A 25,035-nucleotide genomic window follows, 5' to 3' on the forward strand; every position below is an offset into this window, starting at 1 on the left:
AAAGAAATTAATAAAACACATAATTCTTTTGCCGTACTCTGATTACTTTTTGATATTTTATAATTTATAATAAATGTTTCACAAACCTCGCCTTAGAATCAAACGTCTAGGATAAGCAACTATTGTTTATTTGAACAGAAACTATGGGTTCCTTCCTGTAAAAAGGACTGTTTTTTAGTTCTTTTTGGAAAATTCTTTTAAAAGTATTATTTATTTAATGAACAATTACGCCTTTTTTAACATAAAACAGCACGGTAAAGCCTATAGTTTATGGGTTGATGCTCGTGCTAAAACCCGTATTTCTCTTCAAGAAATATTTGGAATACAGAATGTATCTAATTTTTTTTAATGAATATGTTTATGTGCTTTATAGGAAGACCTAACCAAAGCTCCACTCTCAACATGCCTGAATCCCATATTAAGCCCTAATTCCTCATACTTGGCAAATTGTTCGGGTAGAATAAATTCTTTTACCGGCAAGTGTCTTTTAGAAGGTTGAAGGTACTGTCCAATAGTAACCACATCAACCTTTGCATCTCTAAGGTCTTCCATGGTTTCTATAACTTCAGATTCAAGTTCTCCCAGACCCAGCATAATTCCAGACTTGGTTCTTTTAACACCATGTTCTTTCAGGTAGCGGAGTACATTAAGGCTGCGCTCATATTTTGCCTGTATCCTAACCTCTCGTGTAAGTCGTTTTACAGTTTCCATATTGTGAGAAACAACTTCAGGAGCAACATCTACAATACGATCCAAATGAATTCCAAGGCCTTGAAAATCAGGGATAAGAGTTTCCAATGTAGTACTCGGATTCATTCTTCTAATAGCCTTTACGGTTTCCGACCATATAATAGACCCCATATCTTTAAGGTCATCCCTGTCTACAGAAGTAATTACTGCATGCTTAATTCCCATAATCTTTATGGAACGTGCTACTTTTTCCGGTTCTTCCCAATCTACAATCTCAGGCCGGCCAGTTTTCACTCCACAAAACCCACAGGACCTCGTGCAGATATTACCTAAAATCATAAAAGTAGCTGTACCCTCTCCCCAACATTCTCCCATATTCGGACAACTACCTGAAGTACATATGGTATGTAAATCGTATTTATCAACCAGACTTCTTAGTTGGGTATATTTTTTCCCGGTTGGCAATTTAACTCTTAACCATTTTGGTTTGCCTTTAGGCGGGTGTACATGGGTAATAGTTTCAACGCTCATAGAAAATTTTTAAACAAATATACGACCAAATCGAAAAACAAAAGTTACTGGATAAGGATTCAACTTTAAAACAAAAACTTCATGAACAAGAAACTATCTTTTGCTTTTGATGATTTCTGCTAATAATTTTTTCGCCCGGAGCAATTTCACTTTAACATTGTTCACCGGTTCACCTAATTCTTTGGCAATATCTGTATAGGATAGTTCATTAAAATACCGAAGATTAATAACTTTTTGATAGTGCGGCTTTAATTGTTTAATATTTTGAAGGAGCTTAGCCAGATTCTGATCGGTGATTAATTGATCTTCTGCCGTTGGTGCATCATCAAGTACTTTTTTTATAGCCTCATTATTACGGCTATCAGTGCCATCAAGGACATTCCTTTTTCTTTTTCTTATGAGATCTACATGCAAATTTTTTGAAATTGTGATTAGCCATGTTTTAAACTCATAAGCGGGGTCATAAGAATCTAATTTGTCGAAAGCCCTGGAAAAGGTTTGTATGGTTATATCCTCGGCATCATTTTCATTTTTAGTCCGAATTAATTGAAAGCCATACACATCATTCCAGAATGTATCAAGCAAACTACTAAAAGCAATCTGATTACCTGCTTTAGCCCGTTCAATAGTGCTCTTGAGTGTTTCGTCAGTTTTATCCAAACTCTGCTCTTTAATAAATCTAAAGGTAACTTAAATGTTATAGTGATTTTGCAGAAGCCTCTTTTCCGCAATCCTGCTCATCGGGAAGTTTACCGCAAAAGCCGCAGGCCTCTCCACTGCTATTCAAATAAGGATTTTGACTAGCGCAAGTGCCGGCAAACTTACCATCTTTTTTAGACCATATTTTAATTGCAATACCTGCGAATGCCAGGGCAAGAAGACCTATAGTAAGAAAAATTAACGTCATAAAGAAAATTTTCACAAAGATACAAAAATAAAGCCCCTAAAAGGGGCTGTATAATTTGTAAAATATTTGTTTCTTAATACGAAATATTGGCTACAATGTTCTGAACAGTAGGAGTGTCATTTCCGCCTTGAGGCTCTATAGTGATATAACCAACCGCATTTTCTGCATAAGGTAGGGGTCTGAGGCGATCTTTATCATCAACATTCTTAATCACCCCTAAATTCACCATTTTACCATTAACTTCAGCCCACATCTGATAACACTGGTTGTCAGGTAAATTAGGTAAACTCCTAACATTAATATAGGATAGTTTTTTAACAGGATTAATATAGGCCACAGCTTTTAATTCCTTTGCCTTTTTATTCCCATTTACAGTATACTTTTTGGTCTGTGGATTATTAAGAACTATAAACTGGTTTCTTACATCTTCCAGTTGTTCTTTCATATCTTCTTCCAGTGTTTTAATCTTATTATTTACGATGACATTTTCATCTTGTAAATTTTGATTTTGATTCCAAAAGAAATAAGATGATCCAGCAAAAAGTAATGCCGCTATACTTGCAGCAATAGCATATCTTTGAAACTTTCTTCTACCTGTATTCTGTGCCTTAATTCTACTTAAAATCCTTTCTTTAAGGCCTTCCGGGGTTTTAAGGGCATATAATTTAGCAAATGTTTCAAGATTTTCTTGTAACTCATCATAGGTCTTTCTAACTTCAGGATACATGGCAATATAGCGCTCTACTTGCATCGATTCCTCCTGAGTGGTAGTTCCCAACAGATACTTTTCAAGTAAATCAGTATCTAAAAATATTCGTATTTTTTCTTTCATGATATTAATATTATTAGGGGCAAAAGTATCATAGAGTTTCCATAAATCTTTTTAAGTTCTCTTAGTCCAATTTTTAACCTGGATTTGATAGTTCCCAACGGAATATTTAATTCATCGCTGGCCTCCTGCTGTGTCATTCCCTGAAAAAACAAGGCATCCAACACCACATGATATTTATGTTCTATCTTCTCCATGTTCTCTTTGACGTCCATGAACTCGGGTCTGATACTGTCTATTCCTAGATTATATACGTCGGAAACATCAATTTGGATTTCCTTATCAGATTTCGTGTTTACACTACGTAACTTGTCAATGGCGGTGTTTCTTGTAATCCTGAAAAGCCAGGTAAATAATTTTGCTTTCGAGGAATCATAAGAGTCAGATTTTTTCCAGATCTTCACAAAACTCTCCTGCAATACATCCTGTGCTAATTCGGAATCTCGGACTACTTTAAAAGCAACCCCGTAAAGGGTATCACCATAATGTTCATACAGCAATGAAATAGCCTTGTCATTGCGCTCATGCAATAATTCTACAATATGTTTTTCAAGTAGTGAACTCATATTAGATTAACGACATCAAATAATTCGGAAAGAAAGCATCCAAAATATTATTCTGACCCGTATATAGTGTAAACGCTAAATTATAAAATTGATTGTTAAGAAAGCGTTTTCTCAATTTTAATTAGATAAATGTACAACTGGTTATTGTACATTTAATTTTTGGTTAGTTTGGTTTGGTATAACCCCCGTGAATCCTTTCACGGGGGTTATTTTATGGCTTTTTACTATTCCTTTTAGCTAATTATATTAACTTCAGGGATAATATTGATCCCAAATCGCGTTAATACGGCGTCCTGAATTTTATGTGCTAATAGTAGTAACTCCTGTCCGCTTGCTCCTCCGTAGTTGACCAGTACTAGGGCTTGGTTCTTATGAACCCCGGCATCGCCAAATCTTTTTCCTTTAAATCCGCATTTTTCAATTAGCCATCCGGCAGGAATTTTATACGAAGTTTCTGAAATTTGGTAAAAGGGCGCATCAGGATTATTATCCAGAAAAGTAATAAATTTTTCTTTTGTGATTACTGGATTTTTAAAGAAACTTCCACTGTTGCCCAATTTAATTGGGTCTGGGAGTTTCTTTTGGCGAATTGCAATTACAGCGTCGGAAACGTCCTTGATTGTTGGATGGTCAATCTTATTTTCTTTTAATTCAGTTTCAATTGCACCATAAGAGGTATTTGGGCTGTGTGGCGGCTTATTTAGTTTTAAATTTACCGAGGTGATAATGTATTTACCTTTCCCTGCATTCTTAAAAATTGAATCTCTATAGCCAAACTGGCAGTCAGATTTTGAAAAAGTGATAAGTTGCTGAGTAGCAACATCTATTGCTTCACAGCTTTCAAAACTATCCTTAAGTTCAACCCCGTATGCGCCTATGTTTTGTATTGGTGAGGTGCCAACATTACCGGGAATTAGTGATAGATTTTCCAATCCTCCATAGTCTTGATTAATTGTCCAAATTACTAATTCGTGCCAGTTTTCTCCTGCCATAATCTTTAGGACTACGTGATTTTCATCTTCTGAAATTATGGTAATACCTTTGATATTGATATGCATGACCAAGGCATTTAAATCATTGGTAATTAGCATATTGCTTCCACCGCTTAAAACAATTTTTTTCGGGTAATTCTCTTGTTGTAGTACTTCTTGAAGATTCTGGATCGTGGTTATTTCTACAAAATGACTTGCAAGGGCTTCTATACCAAAAGTATTATACTTCTTTAAAGATTTATTATGCTGTATCTTCACAAAGCCCGGTAGGTTTTAAGTGCTTCTTTTAATATTTGCACTGCTTTTTTTAAACGTTCTTTTTTGAGAACATAAGCAATTCGTATCTGATTCTTACCCATTCCTTCGGTTGCGTAGAATCCTGCAGCTGGTGCAACCATGACGGTCTCACCGTTTAAATCATATTTCTCCAATAACCATTGTGCAAAATGATCTGCATCTGCAATAGGTAATTGCGCTATACAGTAAAATGCACCGTGAGGTCTACCTACAATTACCCCCTCTATTTTATTCAATTCAGTGATAAGCAGATCACGCCTTTCTACATATTCTTCTATAACTTCCTTAAAATACTCCGGAGGTGTTTCTAGTGCAGCTTCACTGGCAATTTGGGCATAGGTAGGAGGAGAAAGCCTGGCTTGGGCAAATTTTAAGGCGGTTTTAATAACCTCTTTGTTTTTTGTGACAAGACAACCAATTCTTGCGCCACACATGCTATATCTCTTGGAAACAGAATCTATAACGATGGCGTGTTCTTCCAAACCTTTTTCCTGTAATATGGAATAATGCTCTTTTCCGTCGTAGGTGAACTCTCTGTAGACTTCATCTGCAACCAGAAAAAGGTTATATTTTTTTACCAGCAACGCCAGTTTCTGAATTTCAGTTTTAGTGTATAAATACCCTGTGGGATTTCCAGGATTGCAAATGAGGATTGCTCTTGTCTTATTGGTAATGAGCTTTTCGAATTCCTCGATGGGAGGTAGGGCAAAATTGTTTTCAATTCTCGAAAGCACGGGAGTCACTCTAATTCCCATAGCAGTCGCAAAACCGTTGTAATTGGCATAAAAAGGTTCAGGGATTATGATTTCATCCTGAGCATCAGCAATACTTCCCATTGCAAAGGAAAGAGCTTCAGATCCCCCGGTTGTTACCAAAATGTCATTGTGTGTGACTTGTATTTGTTGCTTTTCGTAATAGTCACTTAATTTTTTACGATAGGTTTCTGAACCTTCAGTCCTGCTGTAGGCTAAAACTTCAATGGTGTTGTTTTTGACAGCATCTAAAGCCTGCTTAGGGGTTTTTATATCCGGCTGGCCAATATTTAGATGAATTACGTCAATACCCCGTAATTTGGCATCTTCCGCATAGGGAACTAATTTCCGGATCGGAGATTCTGGCATTAATTGACCCTTCCTTGAGATGGCTGGCATAACATTCTAAATTTTAGCAAAAATGGGAAATCATTATGGACAAAACAACTTAAAGTTAAATATAATCAGTTCATCTAATGGAATGTTAAAGTATTATAAACTTTGATTATTATTTGATATCTTTAATAGACATTGAACTAATTATTAGCAAGTTGCGTACAATTTTTAAATTTCTTTTATTACTAACATTGTGTATTCCATTTTATGGTTTAACACAAGGTTTTGAATTGCCAAATGGGAAAAAATTTGAAAAGGTAAATTTTAAATTAATCAATAATCTCATAATTGTACCTATTGAAGTCAACGGGGCGATGTTGTCCTTTATCTTGGATTCAGGTGTAAGTAAACCTATTCTTTTTAATGTTTCCGGCCAGGACTCCATTCAATTAAGGAATGTGTCTGAAATTACTATAAGCGGTCTTGGTGGAGGAGAGCCGATTAAAGGGTTAAGTTCAAAAGATAATTTTTTCAAATTAGAGGAAATTAGGAATTTCAAACAGTTATTATACGTTGTTCTGGACAAGGAAATGAATTTCTCCCCAAGTCTTGGAATACCTATTCATGGAATCATTGGTTATGACCTTTTTCGAGATTTTGTTGTTGAAATTAATTATAGTTCGGAATATATTAAATTTCACGATCCCAAATTTTATTCAGAGAAAGAAAACACTAAATCACAGACTTTACCTTTAACTATCAGACGAAACAAGGCTTATGTTGAAGGGAGTGTTGGTTTAAATACGGCAAACGATGTACCTGTAAATCTTTTAATTGATACAGGTAGTAGTGATGCTGTTTGGCTCTTTAAGGATGAAGTGAAAGGACTTGGTATTCCTGAACAAAACTATCAGGATTTTTTGGGTCAGGGATTGAATGGAAGTATTTTTGGTAAACGTACCATGGTAAATAGAATTAACTTAGGGGATTTTGCATTAAAGGACGCGAAAGCGGCATTTCCAGATATGGAGACCTTTAGTACCTCTGCGATTATAGGGAATAGAAACGGCAGTATTGGCGGGGCCATTCTAAAACGCTTTAATATTGTTTTTAACTATCCTGCAAAAGAAATTACCCTAAAAAAGAATAGACATTTTAGTGCTCCTTTCCAGTATAATATGTGTGGCTTGCAATTGCAACATAACGGTGTTCGATATATCGCAGATCGGATTGCAAATAGTAGCGGCGTTGTTATGAATAGTGAAAAAACATTTGGAAATGTGCAGATTCTTATGGGAAACCAGACCCGACTTAGTTTGGTGCCCGAGATTATTGTTTCAGGTATCAGGGCAGGAAGCCCTGCAGAAGAAGCAGGTCTAAAAGAGGGAGACATAATTTTAGCAGTGAATGGTAAGCGTATTCATAGTTATAAACTTCAGGAAGTCATGAAAATGCTCAATGAAAAAGAAGGAAAGCGCATAAAGGTTCTTATTGAAAGATACAACAAGGATTTATTGTTTTCATTTGTCCTCAAAAAAGCATTTAAATAAAAAAACCGGAATGAAAATTCCGGTTTTTATTTATCTATCTTAATGCAGATTGTGCTATTTCCCGTCTACACTAGTCACTTCGCCTTTAATTTTTAACACCTTGGTAGGCGTATCAGCGTTAGATATTACGGTTATAGCTTTTCTAATTGGTCCAACCCGCTTAGTGTCATATTTAACTTGTATTTCTCCTGTTTTACCAGGTAAAATTGCTTCTTCAGGTTTTTTGGGGATGGTACAACCACAACTGGAACTTACTTTACTTATAATTAAAGGAGCTGTTCCTGTGTTTGTAAATTCAAATACCCTAACTCCATCACTACCTTTTTCGATTACGCCATAATCCACGGTTTCCGCTTTAAATTCAATCTTAGCCGTTTTATCCTGGGCGTTTACACTTAATGTAAGTAGGCCTACAAATAATATTAATACTATTCTTTTCATTACTTTTTGGTTTTGGGTGAATCTCAAATGTAAATGTTTTAGCATGAACATCCAAAATTCTTTTGTTATCTTCTAACGTTACTTATTTTTGTTTCGTATTTCCAATCTGGTAAAAATTAAAATGATTATCGCAAGTTTAACATTTTTAGTGATAATCATTTTTTGATACCGGTATTGATCTAACAAAAACTGTACCGAAATTATGGATATTCCTTCAAAATATGAGCCTCAGATAATAGAAGACCATTGGTATAACTATTGGATGGCCAATAATTATTTTCATTCAACACCCGATAGTCGTAAGCCTTATACCATAGTTATACCGCCACCTAATGTCACAGGTATTCTGCATATGGGGCATATGTTGAATAATACCATTCAGGATGTGCTTATAAGAAGAGCGCGCCTGCTTGGTCTGAATGCATGCTGGGTTCCCGGAACAGACCACGCGTCTATAGCAACAGAGGCAAAAGTGGTTGCTAAATTAAAGGAACAGGGAATAGATAAAAAAGATATTTCAAGGGAAGAATTCTTGGTTCATGCCTGGGAATGGACTCACGAATATGGAGGTGTAATTTTAGAACAGCTTAAAAAATTGGGTTGTTCATGTGATTGGGATCGCACAAAATTTACGATGGATGAAGACATGTCTGCATCTGTAATTAAAGTTTTTATTGAATTATTCAATAAAGGTTTGATCTATCGCGGATATCGCATGGTGAATTGGGATCCTGAAGCAAAAACCACACTATCAGATGAGGAAGTAATTTATGAAGAGCGAAATGGCGAATTATATTACCTCGCATATTCCATTGAAGGTTCTGATGATAAAGTTACCATAGCAACCACGCGTCCTGAAACCATTCTCGGCGATACGGCCATTTGTATCAATCCAAACGATGAACGTTACAGCAATTTGAGAGGTAAAAAGGCAATCGTTCCCATATGCAATAGGGTTATTCCAATAATTGAAGATGAATATGTTACCATGGAGTTTGGAACTGGTTGTCTAAAAGTTACACCTGCACATGACGAAAATGACAAGCTTCTTGGTGAAAAGCATCAACTTGAAACTATAGATATTTTTAACGAAGATGCATCATTAAATTCTTTCGGGATGCATTATGAAGGAATGGACAGGTTTGAAGCACGTAAAGCGATTGTTAAAGAATTAAAGGAAAAAGGCGTATTGACAAAGGTGGAACCTTATGTAAATAAAGTTGGGACTTCAGAACGAACAAAAGTCGTTATAGAACCAAGACTTTCAGATCAGTGGTTTCTTAGAATGGAAAATTTAGCAAAGCCGGCTTTAACTGCTGTACTGGAAACCAGGGAAGTTAAATTTTTTCCAAGAAAGTTTGAAAACACATATCGTCATTGGATGGAGAATATTCGGGATTGGAATATTTCCAGGCAACTTTGGTGGGGTCAACGAATACCTGCGTATTACTATGGCGATGGTGAAAATGATTTTGTTGTTGCAGAATCAATAGAGGATGCTCTGGTCAAAGCAAAAGATAAATCTGGGAATATTGGGTTGGCTGCAAAAGATTTGAAACAAGATGAAGATGTGTTGGATACCTGGTTTTCTTCCTGGCTCTGGCCAATCAGTGTTTTTGGTGGAATTATGGAACCAGATAACAAAGAAGTTAATTATTATTATCCTACAAGTGATTTGGTTACCGCGCCCGATATTTTGTTTTTTTGGGTGGCCAGAATGATTATTGCTGGTTATGAATTTAGAGGAGAAAAACCATTTGATAATGTTTATCTAACCGGTTTGGTTCGCGACAAAGAAAGGCGTAAAATGTCTAAATCTCTTGGAAATTCCCCTGATGCACTTAAATTAATTTCAGAATTCGGGGCAGATGCTGTACGAGTTGGCTTATTACTAAGTTCTGCAGCCGGGAACGATCTTTTATTTGATGAAGCTTTGTGTCAGCAGGGAAAAAACTTCGCCAATAAAATATGGAATGCCTTTCGTCTTGTTCAAGGATGGGAAATTGCCGAACTACCACAACCTGAGTACTCTTTAAAAGGAATAGAATGGTATACCGCCAGATTTAATCAGGTGCTTGTGGAGATAGAGGACCATTTTGCTAAATACCGTATATCAGAAGCATTAATGACAATTTACAAATTGGTTTGGGATGATTTTTGCTCATGGCTGCTGGAAATAGTAAAACCGGCCTATCAGCAACCAATTGATAGGAAAAGTTACACTGCGATCATATCTATTTTCGAGAATAATTTAAAACTTCTACACCCATTTATGCCATTTTTATCTGAAGAAATATGGCAGCGTATCTCAGAACGTAAACCATCTGAGGCCCTGGTTATTGCTGCCTGGCCGGAAATGGAAAGTTATGACCCTGAACAAATTAAGGCATTTGATTTAGCCGCGGAGGTAATATCTGGTATTCGCAATATTCGCAAAGAGAAGAATATTCCTTTAAAAGAAACTCTGGAACTTTCGGTTCTAAATAAAGAGGGAATATCCGAAGATTGGGATGTGGTCATCAAAAAACTGGCTAATGTGGAGCCAATTAGTTCTGTAGATGGTGCTGTAGATGGTGCGCTGTCTTTTAGAGTTAGAAGTAATGAATATTTCATACCAGTTTCGGGGATGCTCGATATAGAGGCTGAAATAAAGAAAATCCGTGAAGAACTGTCATATACCAAAGGTTTTTTACAATCCGTTACTAAAAAACTGGCTAATGATCGGTTTGTGAAGAATGCCCCCGAGTCGGTCGTTACTATGGAAAAGAAGAAAGCGGCAGATGCAAAGGCAAAGATCTTAACACTTGAAAAAAGTCTTAGCAATTTCGAATAATAAAATTAATGTATTTTTGTAGTTGATACCTTACTGCCTGATTTGTAAGACATTATGATATGAATTGAAAAAGAAAATAAATAATGAGAAAAGAATTATATGTATTTACCTTAATATTTCTACAGTTCGTTTTTAGTTGTTCTTCGGATAACAATAATAACGAGATTATCGATATTCAGGTTACGAAACCCAGGACAGATATTCCTGATATTATGTTTGAAAGGGCACTAATAGAATTAAAATTTGATGATGTGGAAGATGGTTCTGTACTTACAAAGTCAATTGAAAATGTAAAAGACCTGGTTATCGAAAATAAAGACATTAGCAGTTTATCGGGAATAGCAGACTTTACTGCTTTGGAAGGTCTTTGGGCAAAGGAAAATATGCTTACTACTTTGAATGTTACTGAAAACACCAATTTAAAATTTGTATATGCCAATGATAATAATCTTACAAGGCTTAACGTATCTGATTTGAGTAATTTAGAAAAGATAAATATGGAAAACAATGGACTTACACAACTTGATATTTCCGGGAATCCAGCATTACAACAATTGAGTCTGGCTAATAATTCATTACAGGCTATAGATATTTCCAATATTTCCAGTCTTATTCAGTTAAACACCTTTTCCATAGAAAATAATCCATTGGATTGTATTAAGGTAAATTCAACACAAATTGCAAGTATACCTGCTCAGTGGACAAAGGACGAAACAGATGTATACGCCTTAGAATGTAATTAGTATCCGGGTATTTATATTAGAGGGCTCTCTTAATTAATGATTTAAGGATTATTTTTTTTGAACATTTCCTATCAGATGGTTACCTTTAAGATAAAATAAACACATATGAAAACTTCGTTATTTACCTGTTTTCTATTTATTTCAGGTATTGTTTTGGCCCAGGATAAATCAGCAAAAATTCTCCCCGTGGAGGTTCAAATAAAAACTGCGGTCTTACCGGCACCTGAAGAAGATAAAGCAGATGCTATGGTATACGGATATGACAAACAAGGCAAATTGATAGTGTTACGTGAAGGAACCAATAACCTCGTGTGCCTGGCTGATGATCCAACCAAAGAAGGGATAAGTGTAAGCTGCTACTATAAAAAGCTAGAACCCTTTATGGCCAGGGGTCGAGAACTGACTGCTCAGGGTAAAAACTTTAAGGAAAAACGAGCAATCAGAGGTGAAGAAGTAGCTTCGGGCAAACTAAAAATGCCTGAAGAACCTAGCATGATGTACATATTTTATGGAACCGATGAAAATTATGATATATCTACAGGCGATCTAAAAGACGGAAAGTTTCGATATGTCATTTACACCCCTTTTGCTACAACAGAATCCACAGGGCTTCCCAGTAAACCCCATGCACCCGGAATGCCATGGCTTATGGATCCCGGAACTCATAGAGCCCATATCATGGTTGGTCCATTCAACTAGTATTGGAACTCATCAGTTTTAATAAGGAACTATCATTTGCACATTACCTCTAATTGATGAATTTTTCTATCTTTGAGTGAAGCATATTTTTTAAATGGAATCTTACGCAACTGCACTCCTTTATGCCATTCCCTTTTTTATATTTTTATTGGGTATAGAAATACTCTATGGATACTTTGTTAAAAATCAAAAACACAAGGTTCTGGATACTGTAAGTAGTATTAGTTCAGGTCTTACTAATATTTTGAAGGATTCCCTTGGTTTGGGGGTCATAATTGTAAGTTATCCTTATTTATTGGAACACCTTGCACTAACAGAAATCAAAGCCAGCTGGTTAGTATGGGTTGTTGCCTTTATTGTTATCGATTTTGCAGGCTATTGGAATCACCGCCTAAGCCATCACATTAACTTTTTTTGGAATCAACATGTTATTCACCACAGCAGTGAAGAATTTAATTTAGCATGCGCCTTGCGACAGTCAGTTTCTAATTTAATAGGTTATTTCCCTCTATTTTTGATACCTGCGGCAGTTCTTGGGGTTCCAACAAAGGTTATTGCAATTCTGGCACCCATCCATCTTTTTGCTCAATTTTGGTATCACACACAGCACATAAGGAAAATGGGCTGGTTAGAATATATAATTGTTACACCGTCTCAACATCGGGTTCATCATGCAATAAATCCGGAATATATTGATAAAAACCTGGGTCAGGTATTATGCATATGGGACCGTTTGTTTGGTACTTTTCAGGAAGAACTGGCAGAGGTGCCTCCCCAATATGGAGTTTTGAAACCAGCTCGAACCTGGAATCCGCTCCTTATTAATTTTCAGCATATTTGGCACTTAATTAAAGATGCCTGGCGTACGGAGAACTATTGGGATAAAGTAAGAATTTGGTTTATGCCTACAGGGTGGCGACCGGCTGATGTTAAAGAGAATTATCCATTAGATATTATTCAAGATGTATATCATTTTCAACGGTATCGGACAAAGGCTTCTTTTGCTTTTAAAGGGTATGTAATCTTTCAAATGTTAGCTACTTTAATATTATTACTCTTTATGTTTTATAACTATTCGGAAATTGGCTTTAATGGCCTGCTTTTATTTGGAGCCTTTGTGTTTATGGGAATATATGGCTATACTACGCTTATGGATAGAAGCAAAATTGCTGTATGGATAGAATTATGTCGAGGAGTGCTTGGACTTTTTCTAGTTTTCAGGACAGGAGATTGGTTTGGTATTAATTCCCAGGTTACAGGGGGAGGGTATTTTGTTGCGATGTATTTTGTTATTACAATTATTGGAGGTATTTATTTTACCTATATGGAAAGAGAATCATTAACTGCCAAAGCGGTTTTAAAAGAATAAATTATGGGTATAAGGCCATACATACTTGCTGAATCTAACTGGGAAACCATCAAGGACGCCGATTTTGAACTGGCTATATTGCCTTGGGGAGCTACGGAAGCACATAATTATCATTTACCTTATGCCACAGATATTTATGAGGCTGATTATATTGCCGCTGCTGCTGCAAAAATTGCATGGGAAAAGGGAGCAAAGCCCATTGTTTTACCGACAATTCCGTTTGGTGTAAATACAGGGCAATCTGATATATATCTTGATATAAATCTTAATCCCACTACTCAACTGGCCATCTTAAAGGATATTATAGAGACCCTTAATCGTCAGGGGATATACAAACTTCTGATCTTTAATAGCCATGGCGGAAATAATTTTAAGCCCTTGGTTAGAGAATTAGGATTAAAATATCCGGATATGTTTATTTGCTTCTCCAATTGGTTTCAGACCATGAATAGGTCAGATTATTTTGAAAATGAAGGAGATCATGCTGAAGAAATGGAGACAAGTCTTATGTTATATCTCAAACCTGAACTGGTATTACCAAAAGAAAAATGGGGCACTGGTAAATCTAAAAGTTTTAAGATCAAGGCATTTACAGAGGGTTGGGTATGGGCAGAGCGAAAATGGTCAGAGATAAGCGAGGATACCGGAGTTGGGAACCCCGAACTTGCAACCCAGGAAAAAGGCAGGCGATTCTTTGAAGATATATCTTTAAAAATAGGAAATCTAATTTATGATTTATGCAAAGCCGATTGTAAAGATCTATATGAATAATAGTCCTTATTTTTTGTTAACGATCTCCTTTTGAACCAAATTTACATATAGGTCCATAGCTTCTTTACGATCAATATTCTGTGCCTGAATCAAGGCATTAGCCTTAAATGCATTTATTAATGGGGTCTTACTTCCAGGATTATTGTAGTTTTTATTAGCAATTTTATAATAGGCATACAACTTTAATAACAAGTCAGCAGGTAAAGGCTTCTTATAGTCATTTACCAGCTTCACGGCTTCTAAAAATTCGCTATATAATTTATCACTTTTCATCCTTATGCGGAGTTGTGGCAATGCAGGTTTGGGCACCGACAACTTTCTGGTTTAATTTTACGGTGATTGCACTGTCTAATGGTAATAATACATCTACCCTGGACCCGAATTTAATAAAGCCCGAATCTTCACCCTGTTGAACGTTTTCTCCTACCTCTGCATAATTTATAATACGCCTTGCCATTGCTCCTGCTATTTGTCTGTAGAGAATATCCCCAAATTTTGGAGTACGAATTACCACAGTGGTTCGTTCATTTTCTTCACTTGATTTTGGATGCCAGGCAACAAGATATTTACCTGGGTGATATTTAGAGTATTTAATAACCCCACTAGAAGGATACCGGGTTATATGCACATTGGTTGGTGACATAAATATGGAAACTTGTATGCGTTTATCATTAAAATATTCTTCCTCATCTACTTCCTCTATAACAACTACTTTACCGTCAACAGGAGCCAGTATATCATTAAAATTTTTATTAATAACTCTCTTTGGGTTTCTAAAAAACTGGAGAATAAGAATTAAAATGATTAAAGCTAAAATTTGAACTGTATACTGTAACCAGGGTTCAACTATATAAAAGTGAGCCAATACAATAGCAATACCAACACTAAAAAAAGTTGTTAATATAATTTTCTGGCCTTCTCTATGAAACATATGAAAACAACATTAAAGTTAAATAGGCAAATGGGGCAGCAAATATCAGGCTATCCAAGCGATCTAACATACCGCCATGTCCTGGTAAAATGGCGCCACTATCTTTAACACCCGCCTGTCTTTTTAATTTAGATTCAATAAGGTCTCCCAAACTCCCGGTTACAACAATGACTCCGGCTAGAATAACCCATTGTGTCGGGTTTACAATATCTTCATATATTGCCATAATATAGGCGGCTCCCAAAGTGAAAACCAAGCCTCCCAGGCTTCCTTCAATAGTTTTTTTAGGTGATACCGCCGGATATAGTTTTGTACGCCCCAATGTCTTACCTACAATATAGGCAAATGAATCATTAACCCAAATTAATATAAAAATCCCCATAATAAGGTATTTAGCAAATTCATTATCCTTATATGGGATCATAGTCAAAAAAATACATCCGCCACCAACATAGAAAAGACCTGCAATAAATTTTTCGTAATTATAATAGATTTTTTTCTTTTTAGAAAATAGGTAGTAAAGCAAACTAAAGTTCACAATGATGGTCAGAAACATGAGCACATTGATCAAAATTTTATCATCTATAAGATAAATATAAGCCCACCACAGCCCTAGATAGGCTATAAAAATATAGTATCCCCTGAGGGCTACCAATCTTTTATATTCATACAAACATGCCAGACCAAAAACCATAAAAAGAAAGTCAAATGCATCTGAACTAAGAAAAACGGCAGAAAGAAGTAGAATTACATAAACAGCTCCGGTCAATAATCGCCTAAGAAGTTCTTTCATACTAAAGGTCTTCCATAAGTAATAAGTACAAGTGCTTTGTACTGCTACCGTAGGTTAGAAAATCCTTGGCATTTTCTTCAGTACTTTGAAAATGTTTAATAGTAGTAATATTTGCCGGAATACCTTGTCTGTATTTTTTTTTGATTGTTTTTAAACCCTCTCCAATAGTATCTACTAACTGACTGGTTGTGGCGAAAACAATGACATTGTCGGGCACTTCGTTAAGTTTCTTTTCTTTAAGCTGGTTTGAGCAAACTAAAATAGATCCGTTTTGGGCAACCAAATGTTCACAAGTAGTAAAGAAAATTTCACTATCGTTTGCTTTATTTGTAAACCTTAAATTGGCTTTAGAAAATTTTTCTTCTAAGCGGGGATTCATTACAAAGAAAGGAAGTTCCTCCCAATGATTTTCCTCAATTATATTTTTTAAAGCTTCTGAAACTTCATCAAAAGAATCGCAATAAATGAATTTACCACCATTCTTTTTAAAATGAATAGTAAACTTCTCATCAACAGGGATATTTAGGTCGGGCATATGCATACCTCTGGTTTCCACTGTTTCTTTGGAAACTTTCTTTTTACCACCACCAAATAGCTTGTCAAATAGACCCATCGATATATTTAATCTTCAAATAAAGCTCGAATCACTTAAAAAAACAACACCTAGAATTACTTATTATTTTCTTCAGCAGATTCTTCAGGAGTAAGAGTATCAGCAGAAACTATTTCCTGACCTTTTTTATCAAAAACTTTTTCAAAAGGGCGACTGCCAAAAATTTTAAGTAAATCCTCTTTAAAGATAACTTCTTTTTCCAATAAGCGTTCAGCCAAGGTTGTAAGTTTATCTTTATTTTTTTTCAGTACGTCAACAGCTCGTCTATACTGCTCTTCAATTAACTTAGAAATTTCCTGATCAATAACCTGCGCAGTTTCTTCACTGTAAGGCTTGGTAAATCCGTATTCGTTCTGACCAGATGAGTCGTAGTAAGTAAGATTTCCTATTTGGTCATTAAGTCCATAAATAGTTACCATTGCACGGGCCTGTTTGGTTACTTTTTCCAAATCACTTAGAGCACCAGTAGATATTTTATCAAACATCACTTTTTCAGCGGCCCTGCCTCCCAAAGTAGCGCACATTTCGTCTTTCATCTGATCAGGACGAACTATAAGGCGTTCTTCGGGCAAATACCATGCTGAACCCAGAGATTGACCTCTTGGCACTATTGTAACTTTCACTAAGGGCGCAGCATGTTCCAGCATCCAGCTTACAGTGGCATGGCCAGCCTCATGATAGGCAATAGTCCTTTTCTCTTCCGGGGTAATGATTTTATTCTTTTTTTCAAGTCCACCGACAATTCTGTCTACTGCATCAAGGAAGTCTTGTTTGCCGACTGCCTTTTTTTCTTTACGGGCTGCAATAAGTGCAGCTTCATTACAGACGTTGGCTATATCTGCTCCCGAAAATCCCGGAGTTTGTCTGGCCAGAAAATCAAGATCAAGTGTCTCAGAAGTTTTTATTGGTCTAAGATGTACTTCAAATATTTCCTTTCTTTCCCGAATATCCGGAAGATCTACATAAATCTGTCTGTCAAATCTACCGGCACGCATCAAAGCTTTATCCAATACATCAGCTCTGTTGGTGGCAGCCAATACAATTACATTTGTATTTGTGCCAAAACCATCCATTTCGGTTAATAACTGGTTCAAGGTGTTTTCACGTTCATCATTAGATCCGGTGAAATTGTTTTTACCTCTTGCCCGTCCTATTGCATCAATTTCATCGATAAAAATAATTGCGGGAGATTTGTCCTTCGCCTGCTTAAATAGATCCCTAACCCTTGATGCACCTACCCCAACAAACATTTCAACAAAGTCCGATCCGGATAATGAGAAGAAAGGAACTTTTGCTTCTCCTGCAACTGCTTTTGCAAGTAATGTTTTCCCAGTACCGGGAGGCCCAACCAAAAGTGCTCCTTTAGGAATTTTACCACCTAAGGAAGTATACTTATCAGGGAACTTTAAGAATTCTACTATTTCTTCTACTTCTTCTTTAGCCCCTTCCAAGCCCGCAACATCCCTGAAGGAAGTTCTTGTATCGGTTTTTTCATCAAACAATTTTGCCTTGGATTTTCCGATATTAAATATCTGACCACCGGCACCTCCACCGGCACCTCCCGACATTCTGCGCATAAGATAAATCCATATACCAATAATCAGTACAAATGGCAGAATAGATAACAACAACTCCATAAAGACATTAGACTCTTTATCAAATTCTACTATGGTATCTAAGTTATTCTCCTTTTTTATTTCGGTTATTTCATTCTGAAAAATTTGCAAATCCCCATAATCCAATACATATTGGGGTATAGAGCCCGTTGAAGGAAACAAAGGCTTTTCAGATACATCTTTATGTACATCCTTGGAAAGTGCTTCATCAGACAGGAAAACTTTAGCCTGATTGGTGTTGGTGATAATCAATATCTTGGTGATATCTCCATTTCTAAGGTATTCCTGTAGCTCAGAAGTAGTTGTTTTCTTTGTTGAGGCCAGATTGTCGCTGCTAAAGAATTGGAAACCAATTAAGAATATTGCAATCAAGCCATAAATCCACCAAGAGCTGAATTTAGGTTTCTTTTGTGGGGTATTATTGTCTTTTGCCATTGTCTTTTTTTACTGATTAAAACTACTTTCTACCATTGTGACTTTAGCGTCTCCCCAAAGCCCCTCCACGTCATAAAATTCTCGTATATGTTTTTGAAATACATGAACAACTACGTTTACATAGTCTAACAATACCCATTCTGCATTTTCAGATCCTTCAACATGCCATGGTTTGTCTTTTAATGCCTTACTTACTGTTTTTTGGATTGAATTTACTATCGCATTAACATGCGTATTAGAAGTGCCATTACAAATTATAAAGTAGTCACAAACAGTATTCTCTATTTCCCTTAGGTCAAGTACATTTATCTCGAGTCCTTTAACTTCTTCTATTCCATCTAAGATTAAGGTAATTAACTCATCTGCACTCGCTTTCCTTTTCTGCATTCAATAATTTTAATTTGTACAAAGTTATTGTTTTTTTGTTTTCTTAGCTATTGTTTTTAACATAACATTGTAGATCAAAAACGAACACGCCTATATGGAAAGGATCAAACTTGATGCCACGGATTCGACAAACACCTACCTGAAAAAGTTAATGCATTCAAAGAAGCTGGAAGATTTTACAATTGTTACTGCGAATCAGCAGTTGAATGGTCGTGGGCAAATGGGGACTCAATGGGAATCCGAAGCAGGTAAAAACCTAACTTTTAGCGTTTTAAAGTATTTTAAAAACTACCAGATTCAAGAACAATTTTTGTTAAATATAATTACTTCATTAGCGGTTTACAATACACTTAAAAACTTATTTATACCAAATTTACGAGTTAAATGGCCTAACGACATTCTGTCAGGTAATTTTAAGATATGTGGTATTCTAATAGAAAATAATTTAAAGAATAATAGAATTCAGTCTTCTATAATTGGATTTGGATTGAATGTCAATCAACTAGAATTCGGAAATTTAAAAAAAGCATCATCGTTAAAAAAAATTAAGGGTAAGACGTTTAATCTTGATGAAGTGCTCACATCCTTAGTACTTAATCTTAAAATACTTTTTAATGATTTTGAATCTGGAAAAGTTCCTGCTATGCGCAAGCAGTATGAAAAGTTACTCTTCAGGATGGACAAACCGTCTACTTTCAAGGACCGGGATTCCAAGATGTTTACAGGCTATATACGTGGAATCTCTAAAGGAGGTAATTTAGTAGTGGAATTGGAAGATTCTATTTTAAAGGAATATGCCTTTAAGGAATTGGAGCTGTTGCACTAAAACGTATTGGATAGACTATGTAAATGAATATTAAATTTTACTCAAATTATCTGATAAGGCATTCATAAAATTAGTAATAGGGGTTTTTATCATCATAGCCATCATTGAATTAAACTCTCCTTCAAAACTCAACCCAACTTCTGTTTCACTATCGTTATTAGAATCGATATCGATGGTAAGTGTAAAAGGTAACTTTTCACTGGCAGCTCCTAATACCAGTTGGTTAAAAGGTTGTTGATTTTTTCTTTTGAGTACTATTTGCGGCATCCCTTTAAGAGCAAATAAGAAAGTGTCTTTGTCTATAACTTCAAATTTATCAATGCTATCGGGCATTAATTGCTCAAAATTTTTAAGATCTATAACAAATTCATATACATCCTTTATGTTTTTTGAGACGGCTTTCTTTTCAGTTTGTATTTCCATGATTTCATGATTTCCAGGTTGAAGGATTATTTCTCCATTCAATTAGTGTTTTTAATTGGTCCTCCTTAATATGTTTGCTGGAAGAAGCTTGCTCTATAAGGTATTGATAATTACTAAGCGTATGAAGTTCTATCTCTTTATCTCTAAAATTCTCTTCGGAGATACTAAAACCGTATGTAAAAATTGCTAACATACCTTTTACGACGGCCCCATTTTGTTTTAAAGCTTCTACTGCATTTAGGCTACTTTTACCAGTGCTTATGAGATCTTCAATAACTACAACAGTCTGATTAGCTGACAACTGCCCTTCAATTTGATTTTGTCTCCCATGTGACTTGGCTTCCGGTCTTACATAAATAAAAGGCAACCCCAGATAGTCTGCAACAAGCATCCCAATACCAATTGCACCCGTAGCCACACCGGCAATTATATCTGGTTTCCCATATAAGTCGACAAGTTGTTTTGCAATTTGTTCTCTTATGTAATTTCTGATGTCAGGAAAAGACAGGATTATCCTGTTGTCACAATAAATTGGAGATTTCCATCCGGAGGCCCATGTAAAAGGATTTTCTGGTTTCAACTTAATTGCATTAATTTGCAGTAGGAGCTCGGCTGTTTTTGACGCAGTGTTCTTATCTAAAACCATTTCACAAATGTATAAAGTTTTTGTTAAAGATGCCCCTTTGATTTTAACAAACAAACTATCTGATACCGTAAATGGTCAATACTTTATGCTGAATGGGGAAGCCATTAATGACGCCATAGATGCGTTGGCAAAAAAAAAGATGGACAGAGCATTTATCTATCATCCCAACCACGAGGAAATTTTAAAAAAGTTTACAAAAAAAATTCCAATGGAAATTGCCGGAGGTGGTGTGGTGACCAATAAAAAGGGTAAAGTTCTTTTTATATACAGGAATGACAAATGGGACCTGCCCAAAGGAAAACTTGAAAAAGGGGAATCTATTGAAGAATGTGCACTCAGAGAAGTTGAGGAAGAAACAGGGGTTAAAGGGTTAAAGATTGAAAACTTTCTGCGGACAACGTACCATATTTTTAAAAAAAATGGCATCTACAAGCTGAAGGAAGTGCATTGGTACGCTATGCAAACGGCTTACAAGGGAAAGTTAGTTGGTCAAAAAAATGAGGGTATAGAAAAAGTAAAATGGAAAGGACCACAGAAAATTCATAAGGCCCTGGAAAATTCTTACACCAATATAAGATCACTATTTGCAGATTAGTTTTGTTTTACTGGTTTAAATGTATCCTTAGGGCATGGATATACAGGATATCGCAAATGTGAGGCTTCATCCGTCTCTTTTTTTAATTCAAAACTTTCGCGTAGATGATCATTATTTTTTATTATTTCTATGGCAAGATCTTCGAATACAAAGTGCGAGAATCCTTCTTTTGCTGTAAAATAGGATAAAAAAAACCTCCAAAAAAAAGGAATCTACTACGGCAAGTTCGATAGTTTCTAAAATAAAAGAAGTACCAAGAAGCGCTTCATGAAATTTGGAAATATAAATTCTGATAAATACCTTATCAAAATTAAACAAAATTCCGGCTTATAATTTAAGCCGCCTTCGTAATCTCTTCAATTTCCTTCTTTTGTATGGGTTTGTTTTTGTAATCTATGATGTGGTGCGTCCTGGTCATATAGAATTTCCAGTTTTCCCTATCGGCGGGATCTATAGACGAAGTTAAAATATTGATTCTTATTTTATGTGTAATGGGCAGTGTTATAAATTCCTCAAGAAATTGCCATCCATCCATTATAGGCATATTTATATCCAAAAATATAACCTCAGGGACTTCTTCTTTATTTTGAATAATTCTTTTAAAATCATCAATTGCCTCTTTCCCATTTACATAACTATTTATGTTCTCGCTTACATTTAAGGCACTAAGCATCTTTTTTATGCCGAATACGGTTATTGGATCATCATCTATTATAGCAATTGATTTAAGCTTTATCATTAAAATATATGTTAAACGTCGTTCCCTTACCCACTTCACTGCAAGCCATAATCTTCCCATTCATGGCCTCAACTTGATTTTTGGTAATATATAACCCAATGCCCCGAGCATCTGAATTATCATGGAAAGTTTTATACATTCCAAATAATTTTTCGCCATATTTATTCAAATCAATACCAAGTCCGTTATCTTCTATACTTAAAATAGTATATTTTTCATTTTCAGATACCGTTAATTTAATGACCGGATCGCGGCTATCGTCCTTATACTTTACAGCATTGGTTATGAAGTTCATAATTATGCTGTCAATATAAGCGGGTATTACTTTAATATAAGTCTCATCGGGTATTTCATTGATGATTTTTGCCTTGTTCTTTTTAAGAAATGCCGCTAAATTTTTCTCCGCAGCTGCAATTTTCTTATTTAAATTAACCGGTTTTTTATCTAGATTTATATTGGTACTAATGGCCACAACTTCATTTAGATTGTCCAGGGTTTCCAATAAGTTATCGGATGCCTCAGTAAGCATTTTTACTATATTCTCCTGTTCATTCGCATCTTCTTCATCAACCAGAAACTCCAGTAACATAGAAAAATTTGCTGTATGAGATCTTAAATTATGCGATACAATATGAGCAAAATTGATTAATTGTTTGTTTTGAATAGAAGTAACATTTATGAGGTCTCTAAGTTCCTGCTCCTTCTGTTTAAGATCAGAAATATCCATGCTTATACCTATCAGACCGCTAGCTTTACCATCAGGGCCAATAAGTGGAATTTTTGAAGTCATAAATTTAGTTATACTTCCATCCTTCTTTACACTTATTGTTTCTTTTCTCAAAATTGGAATCATACTATTGATAACCCTTAGATCTTCTTCTCTGGAAATTAAGGCGGATTTTTCATCGTAAAACTCATAATCACTTTTACCTAAAACTTCTGATTCTTCCTTAAACCCACAATAAATTAATTCTGATTTATTAACTAAAATTTTCCTGGATTCCAGATCTTTTATATAAACATTAAGGGGTAAATTATCTATTAATGTCTTCAAAAGTTTTTGTTCTTCTCTAATTTGTTTTTCTTTTTTCTTTACTTCGGAGATGTCCTGCGCAGTAGACCAAAGTAATTTTCTCCCCTTTTTATTTCCCACTAATGATCCACTTATTAAAACAGGATAACTCATTCCATCCTTTTTAACAAACATATGTTCAAAAGGACCATAGGCACCTATTGAATCAACTTCCTTTAAGAAATTGGTTAATTTATGCTTGGACGAATCTGGTATAATATCCGCGTACCTTAAACTAGTCATGTCTTCTTTACAATAGCCTGTAGCCGTTTCAAAGGTATTGTTAAAATCCAGTATCTCTCCGGTTTCAAAATCGCTAAGTATATAGGCAATTGGAGACAATTCATATAAGGACCTAAATTTCTGTTCACTTATTTTCAACTTCTGTCGGGCTTCAACCATTTCTTTAATCATACGACCCTCGGCTAAAAGAGATACTACTTTATCATTTTCGTTGTAAATGGGTTTTAAACTGAAATCTACAGGGACAGGTTGTTTATTTTTATCCAGAACTACTATCTCACTCCGCATAAACTCTCCTTGGGCAGCAGCAGCTATCACCTGCTTTAACCCTTCTTTTACCATATCCGGAATTGGCCACCAGTAAGCGTCCCAAAACTTTTTATTAATTATATCCTCTTGCCTAAGGTCTGAAAATTGTAAAGCAGTGTCGTTAACCTCCAGGAAAGTACCTTCGGTATCTAAAATACCAGTAAACTGATAAGAAGAATTAAAAATACTACTGAAAATACGCTCTTGTTCTTCTGTTTTTACCTTTTTCAATACTTCATCCGTAATATCTTTGAACGTACCTATAACTCCCAAAAACTTATCATCTTTAAAAACAGGTTTTCCAGCCGCTATAACGGAGATTTCTTTTCCTTTTGCTGTGATCAATTGTAAGGTTTCATTCCAGGCTATCCCTTTTGTTATAGCTTTATCAACTGCCATGGCTATTGTATTCCTGCTATAACCTTCCTTATAAAATTTTATACCACTTTCAATATCTGGCACAAAATCTTCAGATACTTCATGAATTCTTTTGGTTATATTACACCAGGATAATTTGTCCTGGACTGCATCATACTCCCAACTTCCAATTTTTGAAATTTCGGATTTATCTCTAAGTAAAATTTCAAGCTTTTCCAGTTTAATATCATCAAAAATTGTATCAGAAATATCCTTTGTCTGGATAATGACGCCAATAATATTTTCCTTCTCATCATACCAGGGAACATTTACATACTCAAACCATTTTTCATTTTTTTGAGCATCATAAAAATTTTCTACGCCAGAAAGCATGGCTTTGCCTTTAATTACATTATTGAGATCTTTTTTCCAGGATTTGCTGATATCCTCAAAGAGTTCAAATAGCGACAAGCCGATTACATCCCTGTTTGTAAAATCAAAGTAAGTAATCCATTTATCTGAAGTATGGATTATTTTGAATTTTTTATTCACAAATACCGTTGAAACTGGTAACTGTTTTATAAGGTAATCATTAGAAGATGTTTGGGTTTCACGCAACATACTACCGTAATTTCTTACTAAAGTAATCCGATTTTCCATCAATTGTCAATGATTGTTGTGAACTAGTCCAAACTCGTTGTGTGACTTCAATTTTACATGGAGTACACGATAAAATAACATTAA

At 35.4% G+C, this 25,035-nt stretch carries 26 protein-coding genes; 8 read left to right on the forward strand and 18 right to left on the reverse strand.

The genetic code is table 11. The features are described from left to right. Positions 1-345: 345 nt before the first annotated feature. The 7 genes from lipA to WBM60_RS09145 form a co-directional block, all read right to left on the reverse strand. On the reverse strand, positions 346-1,221 hold the full coding sequence (lipA, locus tag WBM60_RS09115; protein WP_424259245.1) for a lipoyl synthase: 876 nt from the start codon (positions 1,219-1,221) through the stop codon (positions 346-348). A 93-nt stretch (positions 1,222-1,314) separates the two neighbouring features. Beyond that, positions 1,315-1,881: an RNA polymerase sigma factor gene (locus tag WBM60_RS09120; protein WP_424259246.1), complete on the reverse strand. Its 567-nt coding sequence runs from the start codon at positions 1,879-1,881 to the stop codon at positions 1,315-1,317. 37 nt (positions 1,882-1,918) lie between these two features. Beyond that, on the reverse strand, positions 1,919-2,128 hold the full coding sequence (locus WBM60_RS09125) for a membrane or secreted protein (protein WP_299164744.1): 210 nt from the start codon (positions 2,126-2,128) through the stop codon (positions 1,919-1,921). A gap of 73 nt (positions 2,129-2,201) precedes the next feature. Next, the gene (locus WBM60_RS09130) at positions 2,202-2,960 is read right to left on the reverse strand and encodes an anti-sigma factor domain-containing protein (protein ID WP_424276763.1); all 759 of its coding nucleotides are present in this window, start codon (positions 2,958-2,960) and stop codon (positions 2,202-2,204) included. Then, positions 2,957-3,523, reverse strand: coding sequence for an RNA polymerase sigma factor (locus WBM60_RS09135; RefSeq protein WP_299164741.1), 567 nt, complete (start codon positions 3,521-3,523; stop codon positions 2,957-2,959). Before WBM60_RS09135 ends, WBM60_RS09130 begins: the two co-directional genes overlap by 4 nt. A 233-nt stretch (positions 3,524-3,756) precedes the next feature. Continuing rightward, entirely contained in the window at positions 3,757-4,773 is a 1,017-nt protein-coding gene (gene murB, locus WBM60_RS09140; protein WP_424276762.1) for a UDP-N-acetylmuramate dehydrogenase, read from the reverse strand. After that, positions 4,770-5,963, reverse strand: a complete 1,194-nt coding sequence (locus WBM60_RS09145; RefSeq protein ID WP_424259249.1) for a pyridoxal phosphate-dependent aminotransferase — start codon at positions 5,961-5,963, stop codon at positions 4,770-4,772. The genes murB and WBM60_RS09145 overlap by 4 nt, the downstream gene beginning before the upstream one ends. A gap of 152 nt (positions 5,964-6,115) precedes the next feature. On the opposite strand from WBM60_RS09145, the gene WBM60_RS09150 reads away from it, so the two are divergent. After that, positions 6,116-7,450: an aspartyl protease family protein gene (locus WBM60_RS09150; RefSeq protein ID WP_424259250.1), complete on the forward strand. Its 1,335-nt coding sequence runs from the start codon at positions 6,116-6,118 to the stop codon at positions 7,448-7,450. A gap of 54 nt (positions 7,451-7,504) precedes the next feature. Here the strand turns inward: WBM60_RS09150 and WBM60_RS09155 are convergent, their stop codons facing one another. Continuing rightward, a complete protein-coding gene (locus tag WBM60_RS09155) occupies positions 7,505-7,891 on the reverse strand; it encodes a DUF1573 domain-containing protein (RefSeq protein ID WP_424259251.1) in 387 nt (128 codons plus the stop codon). Positions 7,892-8,093: 202 nt separating this feature from the next. Between WBM60_RS09155 and WBM60_RS09160 the strand changes: the two genes are divergently transcribed. From WBM60_RS09160 to WBM60_RS09180, 5 genes are all read left to right on the forward strand, one after another. Beyond that, positions 8,094-10,724 (forward strand): valine--tRNA ligase, encoded by a 2,631-nt coding sequence (locus tag WBM60_RS09160; RefSeq protein ID WP_424276761.1) that lies wholly within the window; start codon positions 8,094-8,096, stop codon positions 10,722-10,724. Between the two features lie 83 nt (positions 10,725-10,807). Continuing rightward, positions 10,808-11,467, forward strand: coding sequence for a hypothetical protein (locus tag WBM60_RS09165; protein ID WP_424259253.1), 660 nt, complete (start codon positions 10,808-10,810; stop codon positions 11,465-11,467). A gap of 105 nt (positions 11,468-11,572) precedes the next feature. Continuing rightward, positions 11,573-12,166: a hypothetical protein gene (locus tag WBM60_RS09170; RefSeq protein ID WP_424259254.1), complete on the forward strand. Its 594-nt coding sequence runs from the start codon at positions 11,573-11,575 to the stop codon at positions 12,164-12,166. A gap of 94 nt (positions 12,167-12,260) precedes the next feature. Beyond that, entirely contained in the window at positions 12,261-13,535 is a 1,275-nt protein-coding gene (locus WBM60_RS09175; protein ID WP_424276760.1) for a sterol desaturase family protein, read from the forward strand. A gap of 3 nt (positions 13,536-13,538) precedes the next feature. Beyond that, the gene (locus tag WBM60_RS09180; RefSeq protein ID WP_424259256.1) at positions 13,539-14,306 is read left to right on the forward strand and encodes a creatininase family protein; all 768 of its coding nucleotides are present in this window, start codon (positions 13,539-13,541) and stop codon (positions 14,304-14,306) included. 6 nt (positions 14,307-14,312) lie between these two features. Here WBM60_RS09180 and WBM60_RS09185 read toward each other — a convergent pair whose 3' ends face one another. From WBM60_RS09185 to rsfS, 6 genes are read right to left on the reverse strand one after another with little or no spacing between them, the layout of a single operon-like run. Continuing rightward, positions 14,313-14,579 (reverse strand): acyl-CoA-binding protein, encoded by a 267-nt coding sequence (locus WBM60_RS09185; RefSeq protein WP_424259257.1) that lies wholly within the window; start codon positions 14,577-14,579, stop codon positions 14,313-14,315. Beyond that, positions 14,569-15,237, reverse strand: coding sequence for a phosphatidylserine decarboxylase family protein (locus WBM60_RS09190; RefSeq protein WP_424282994.1), 669 nt, complete (start codon positions 15,235-15,237; stop codon positions 14,569-14,571). Before WBM60_RS09190 ends, WBM60_RS09185 begins: the two co-directional genes overlap by 11 nt. Continuing rightward, positions 15,227-16,030, reverse strand: a complete 804-nt coding sequence (locus WBM60_RS09195) for a phosphatidate cytidylyltransferase (protein ID WP_424259259.1) — start codon at positions 16,028-16,030, stop codon at positions 15,227-15,229. The genes WBM60_RS09190 and WBM60_RS09195 overlap by 11 nt, the downstream gene beginning before the upstream one ends. 1 nt (position 16,031) lies before the next feature. After that, positions 16,032-16,643 (reverse strand): LUD domain-containing protein, encoded by a 612-nt coding sequence (locus WBM60_RS09200; protein ID WP_424282995.1) that lies wholly within the window; start codon positions 16,641-16,643, stop codon positions 16,032-16,034. Between the two features lie 56 nt (positions 16,644-16,699). Continuing rightward, positions 16,700-18,694, reverse strand: a complete 1,995-nt coding sequence (ftsH, locus tag WBM60_RS09205; protein WP_424259261.1) for an ATP-dependent zinc metalloprotease FtsH — start codon at positions 18,692-18,694, stop codon at positions 16,700-16,702. A gap of 9 nt (positions 18,695-18,703) precedes the next feature. Continuing rightward, complete coding sequence (gene rsfS / locus WBM60_RS09210; protein ID WP_299164720.1) at positions 18,704-19,081, reverse strand: ribosome silencing factor; 378 nt, start codon at positions 19,079-19,081, stop codon at positions 18,704-18,706. A gap of 94 nt (positions 19,082-19,175) precedes the next feature. Here rsfS and WBM60_RS09215 point away from each other — a divergent pair, with 94 nt between their 5' ends. Continuing rightward, positions 19,176-19,907 (forward strand): biotin--[acetyl-CoA-carboxylase] ligase, encoded by a 732-nt coding sequence (locus WBM60_RS09215; protein WP_424259262.1) that lies wholly within the window; start codon positions 19,176-19,178, stop codon positions 19,905-19,907. A 30-nt stretch (positions 19,908-19,937) separates the two neighbouring features. On the opposite strand, the gene WBM60_RS09220 is transcribed toward WBM60_RS09215, so the two are convergent. Both WBM60_RS09220 and pyrE read right to left on the reverse strand, forming a co-directional pair. Further along, positions 19,938-20,330, reverse strand: coding sequence for an SRPBCC family protein (locus tag WBM60_RS09220; protein WP_424259263.1), 393 nt, complete (start codon positions 20,328-20,330; stop codon positions 19,938-19,940). 4 nt (positions 20,331-20,334) lie between these two features. After that, positions 20,335-20,976, reverse strand: coding sequence for an orotate phosphoribosyltransferase (gene pyrE / locus WBM60_RS09225; RefSeq protein ID WP_424259264.1), 642 nt, complete (start codon positions 20,974-20,976; stop codon positions 20,335-20,337). A gap of 7 nt (positions 20,977-20,983) precedes the next feature. Here pyrE and WBM60_RS09230 point away from each other — a divergent pair, with 7 nt between their 5' ends. Beyond that, positions 20,984-21,571 (forward strand): NUDIX hydrolase, encoded by a 588-nt coding sequence (locus WBM60_RS09230; protein WP_424259265.1) that lies wholly within the window; start codon positions 20,984-20,986, stop codon positions 21,569-21,571. A 334-nt stretch (positions 21,572-21,905) separates the two neighbouring features. Here WBM60_RS09230 and WBM60_RS09235 read toward each other — a convergent pair whose 3' ends face one another. Further along, entirely contained in the window at positions 21,906-22,310 is a 405-nt protein-coding gene (locus WBM60_RS09235) for a response regulator (protein WP_424259266.1), read from the reverse strand. Then, positions 22,297-24,951 (reverse strand): PAS domain S-box protein, encoded by a 2,655-nt coding sequence (locus WBM60_RS09240; protein ID WP_424259267.1) that lies wholly within the window; start codon positions 24,949-24,951, stop codon positions 22,297-22,299. The genes WBM60_RS09235 and WBM60_RS09240 overlap by 14 nt, the downstream gene beginning before the upstream one ends. Positions 24,952-25,035 lie beyond the last annotated feature (84 nt).

It is taken from the genome of Eudoraea sp., from assembly GCF_049669105.1.
In the GTDB taxonomy this organism is placed as follows: Bacteria; Bacteroidota; Bacteroidia; order Flavobacteriales; family Flavobacteriaceae; genus Eudoraea.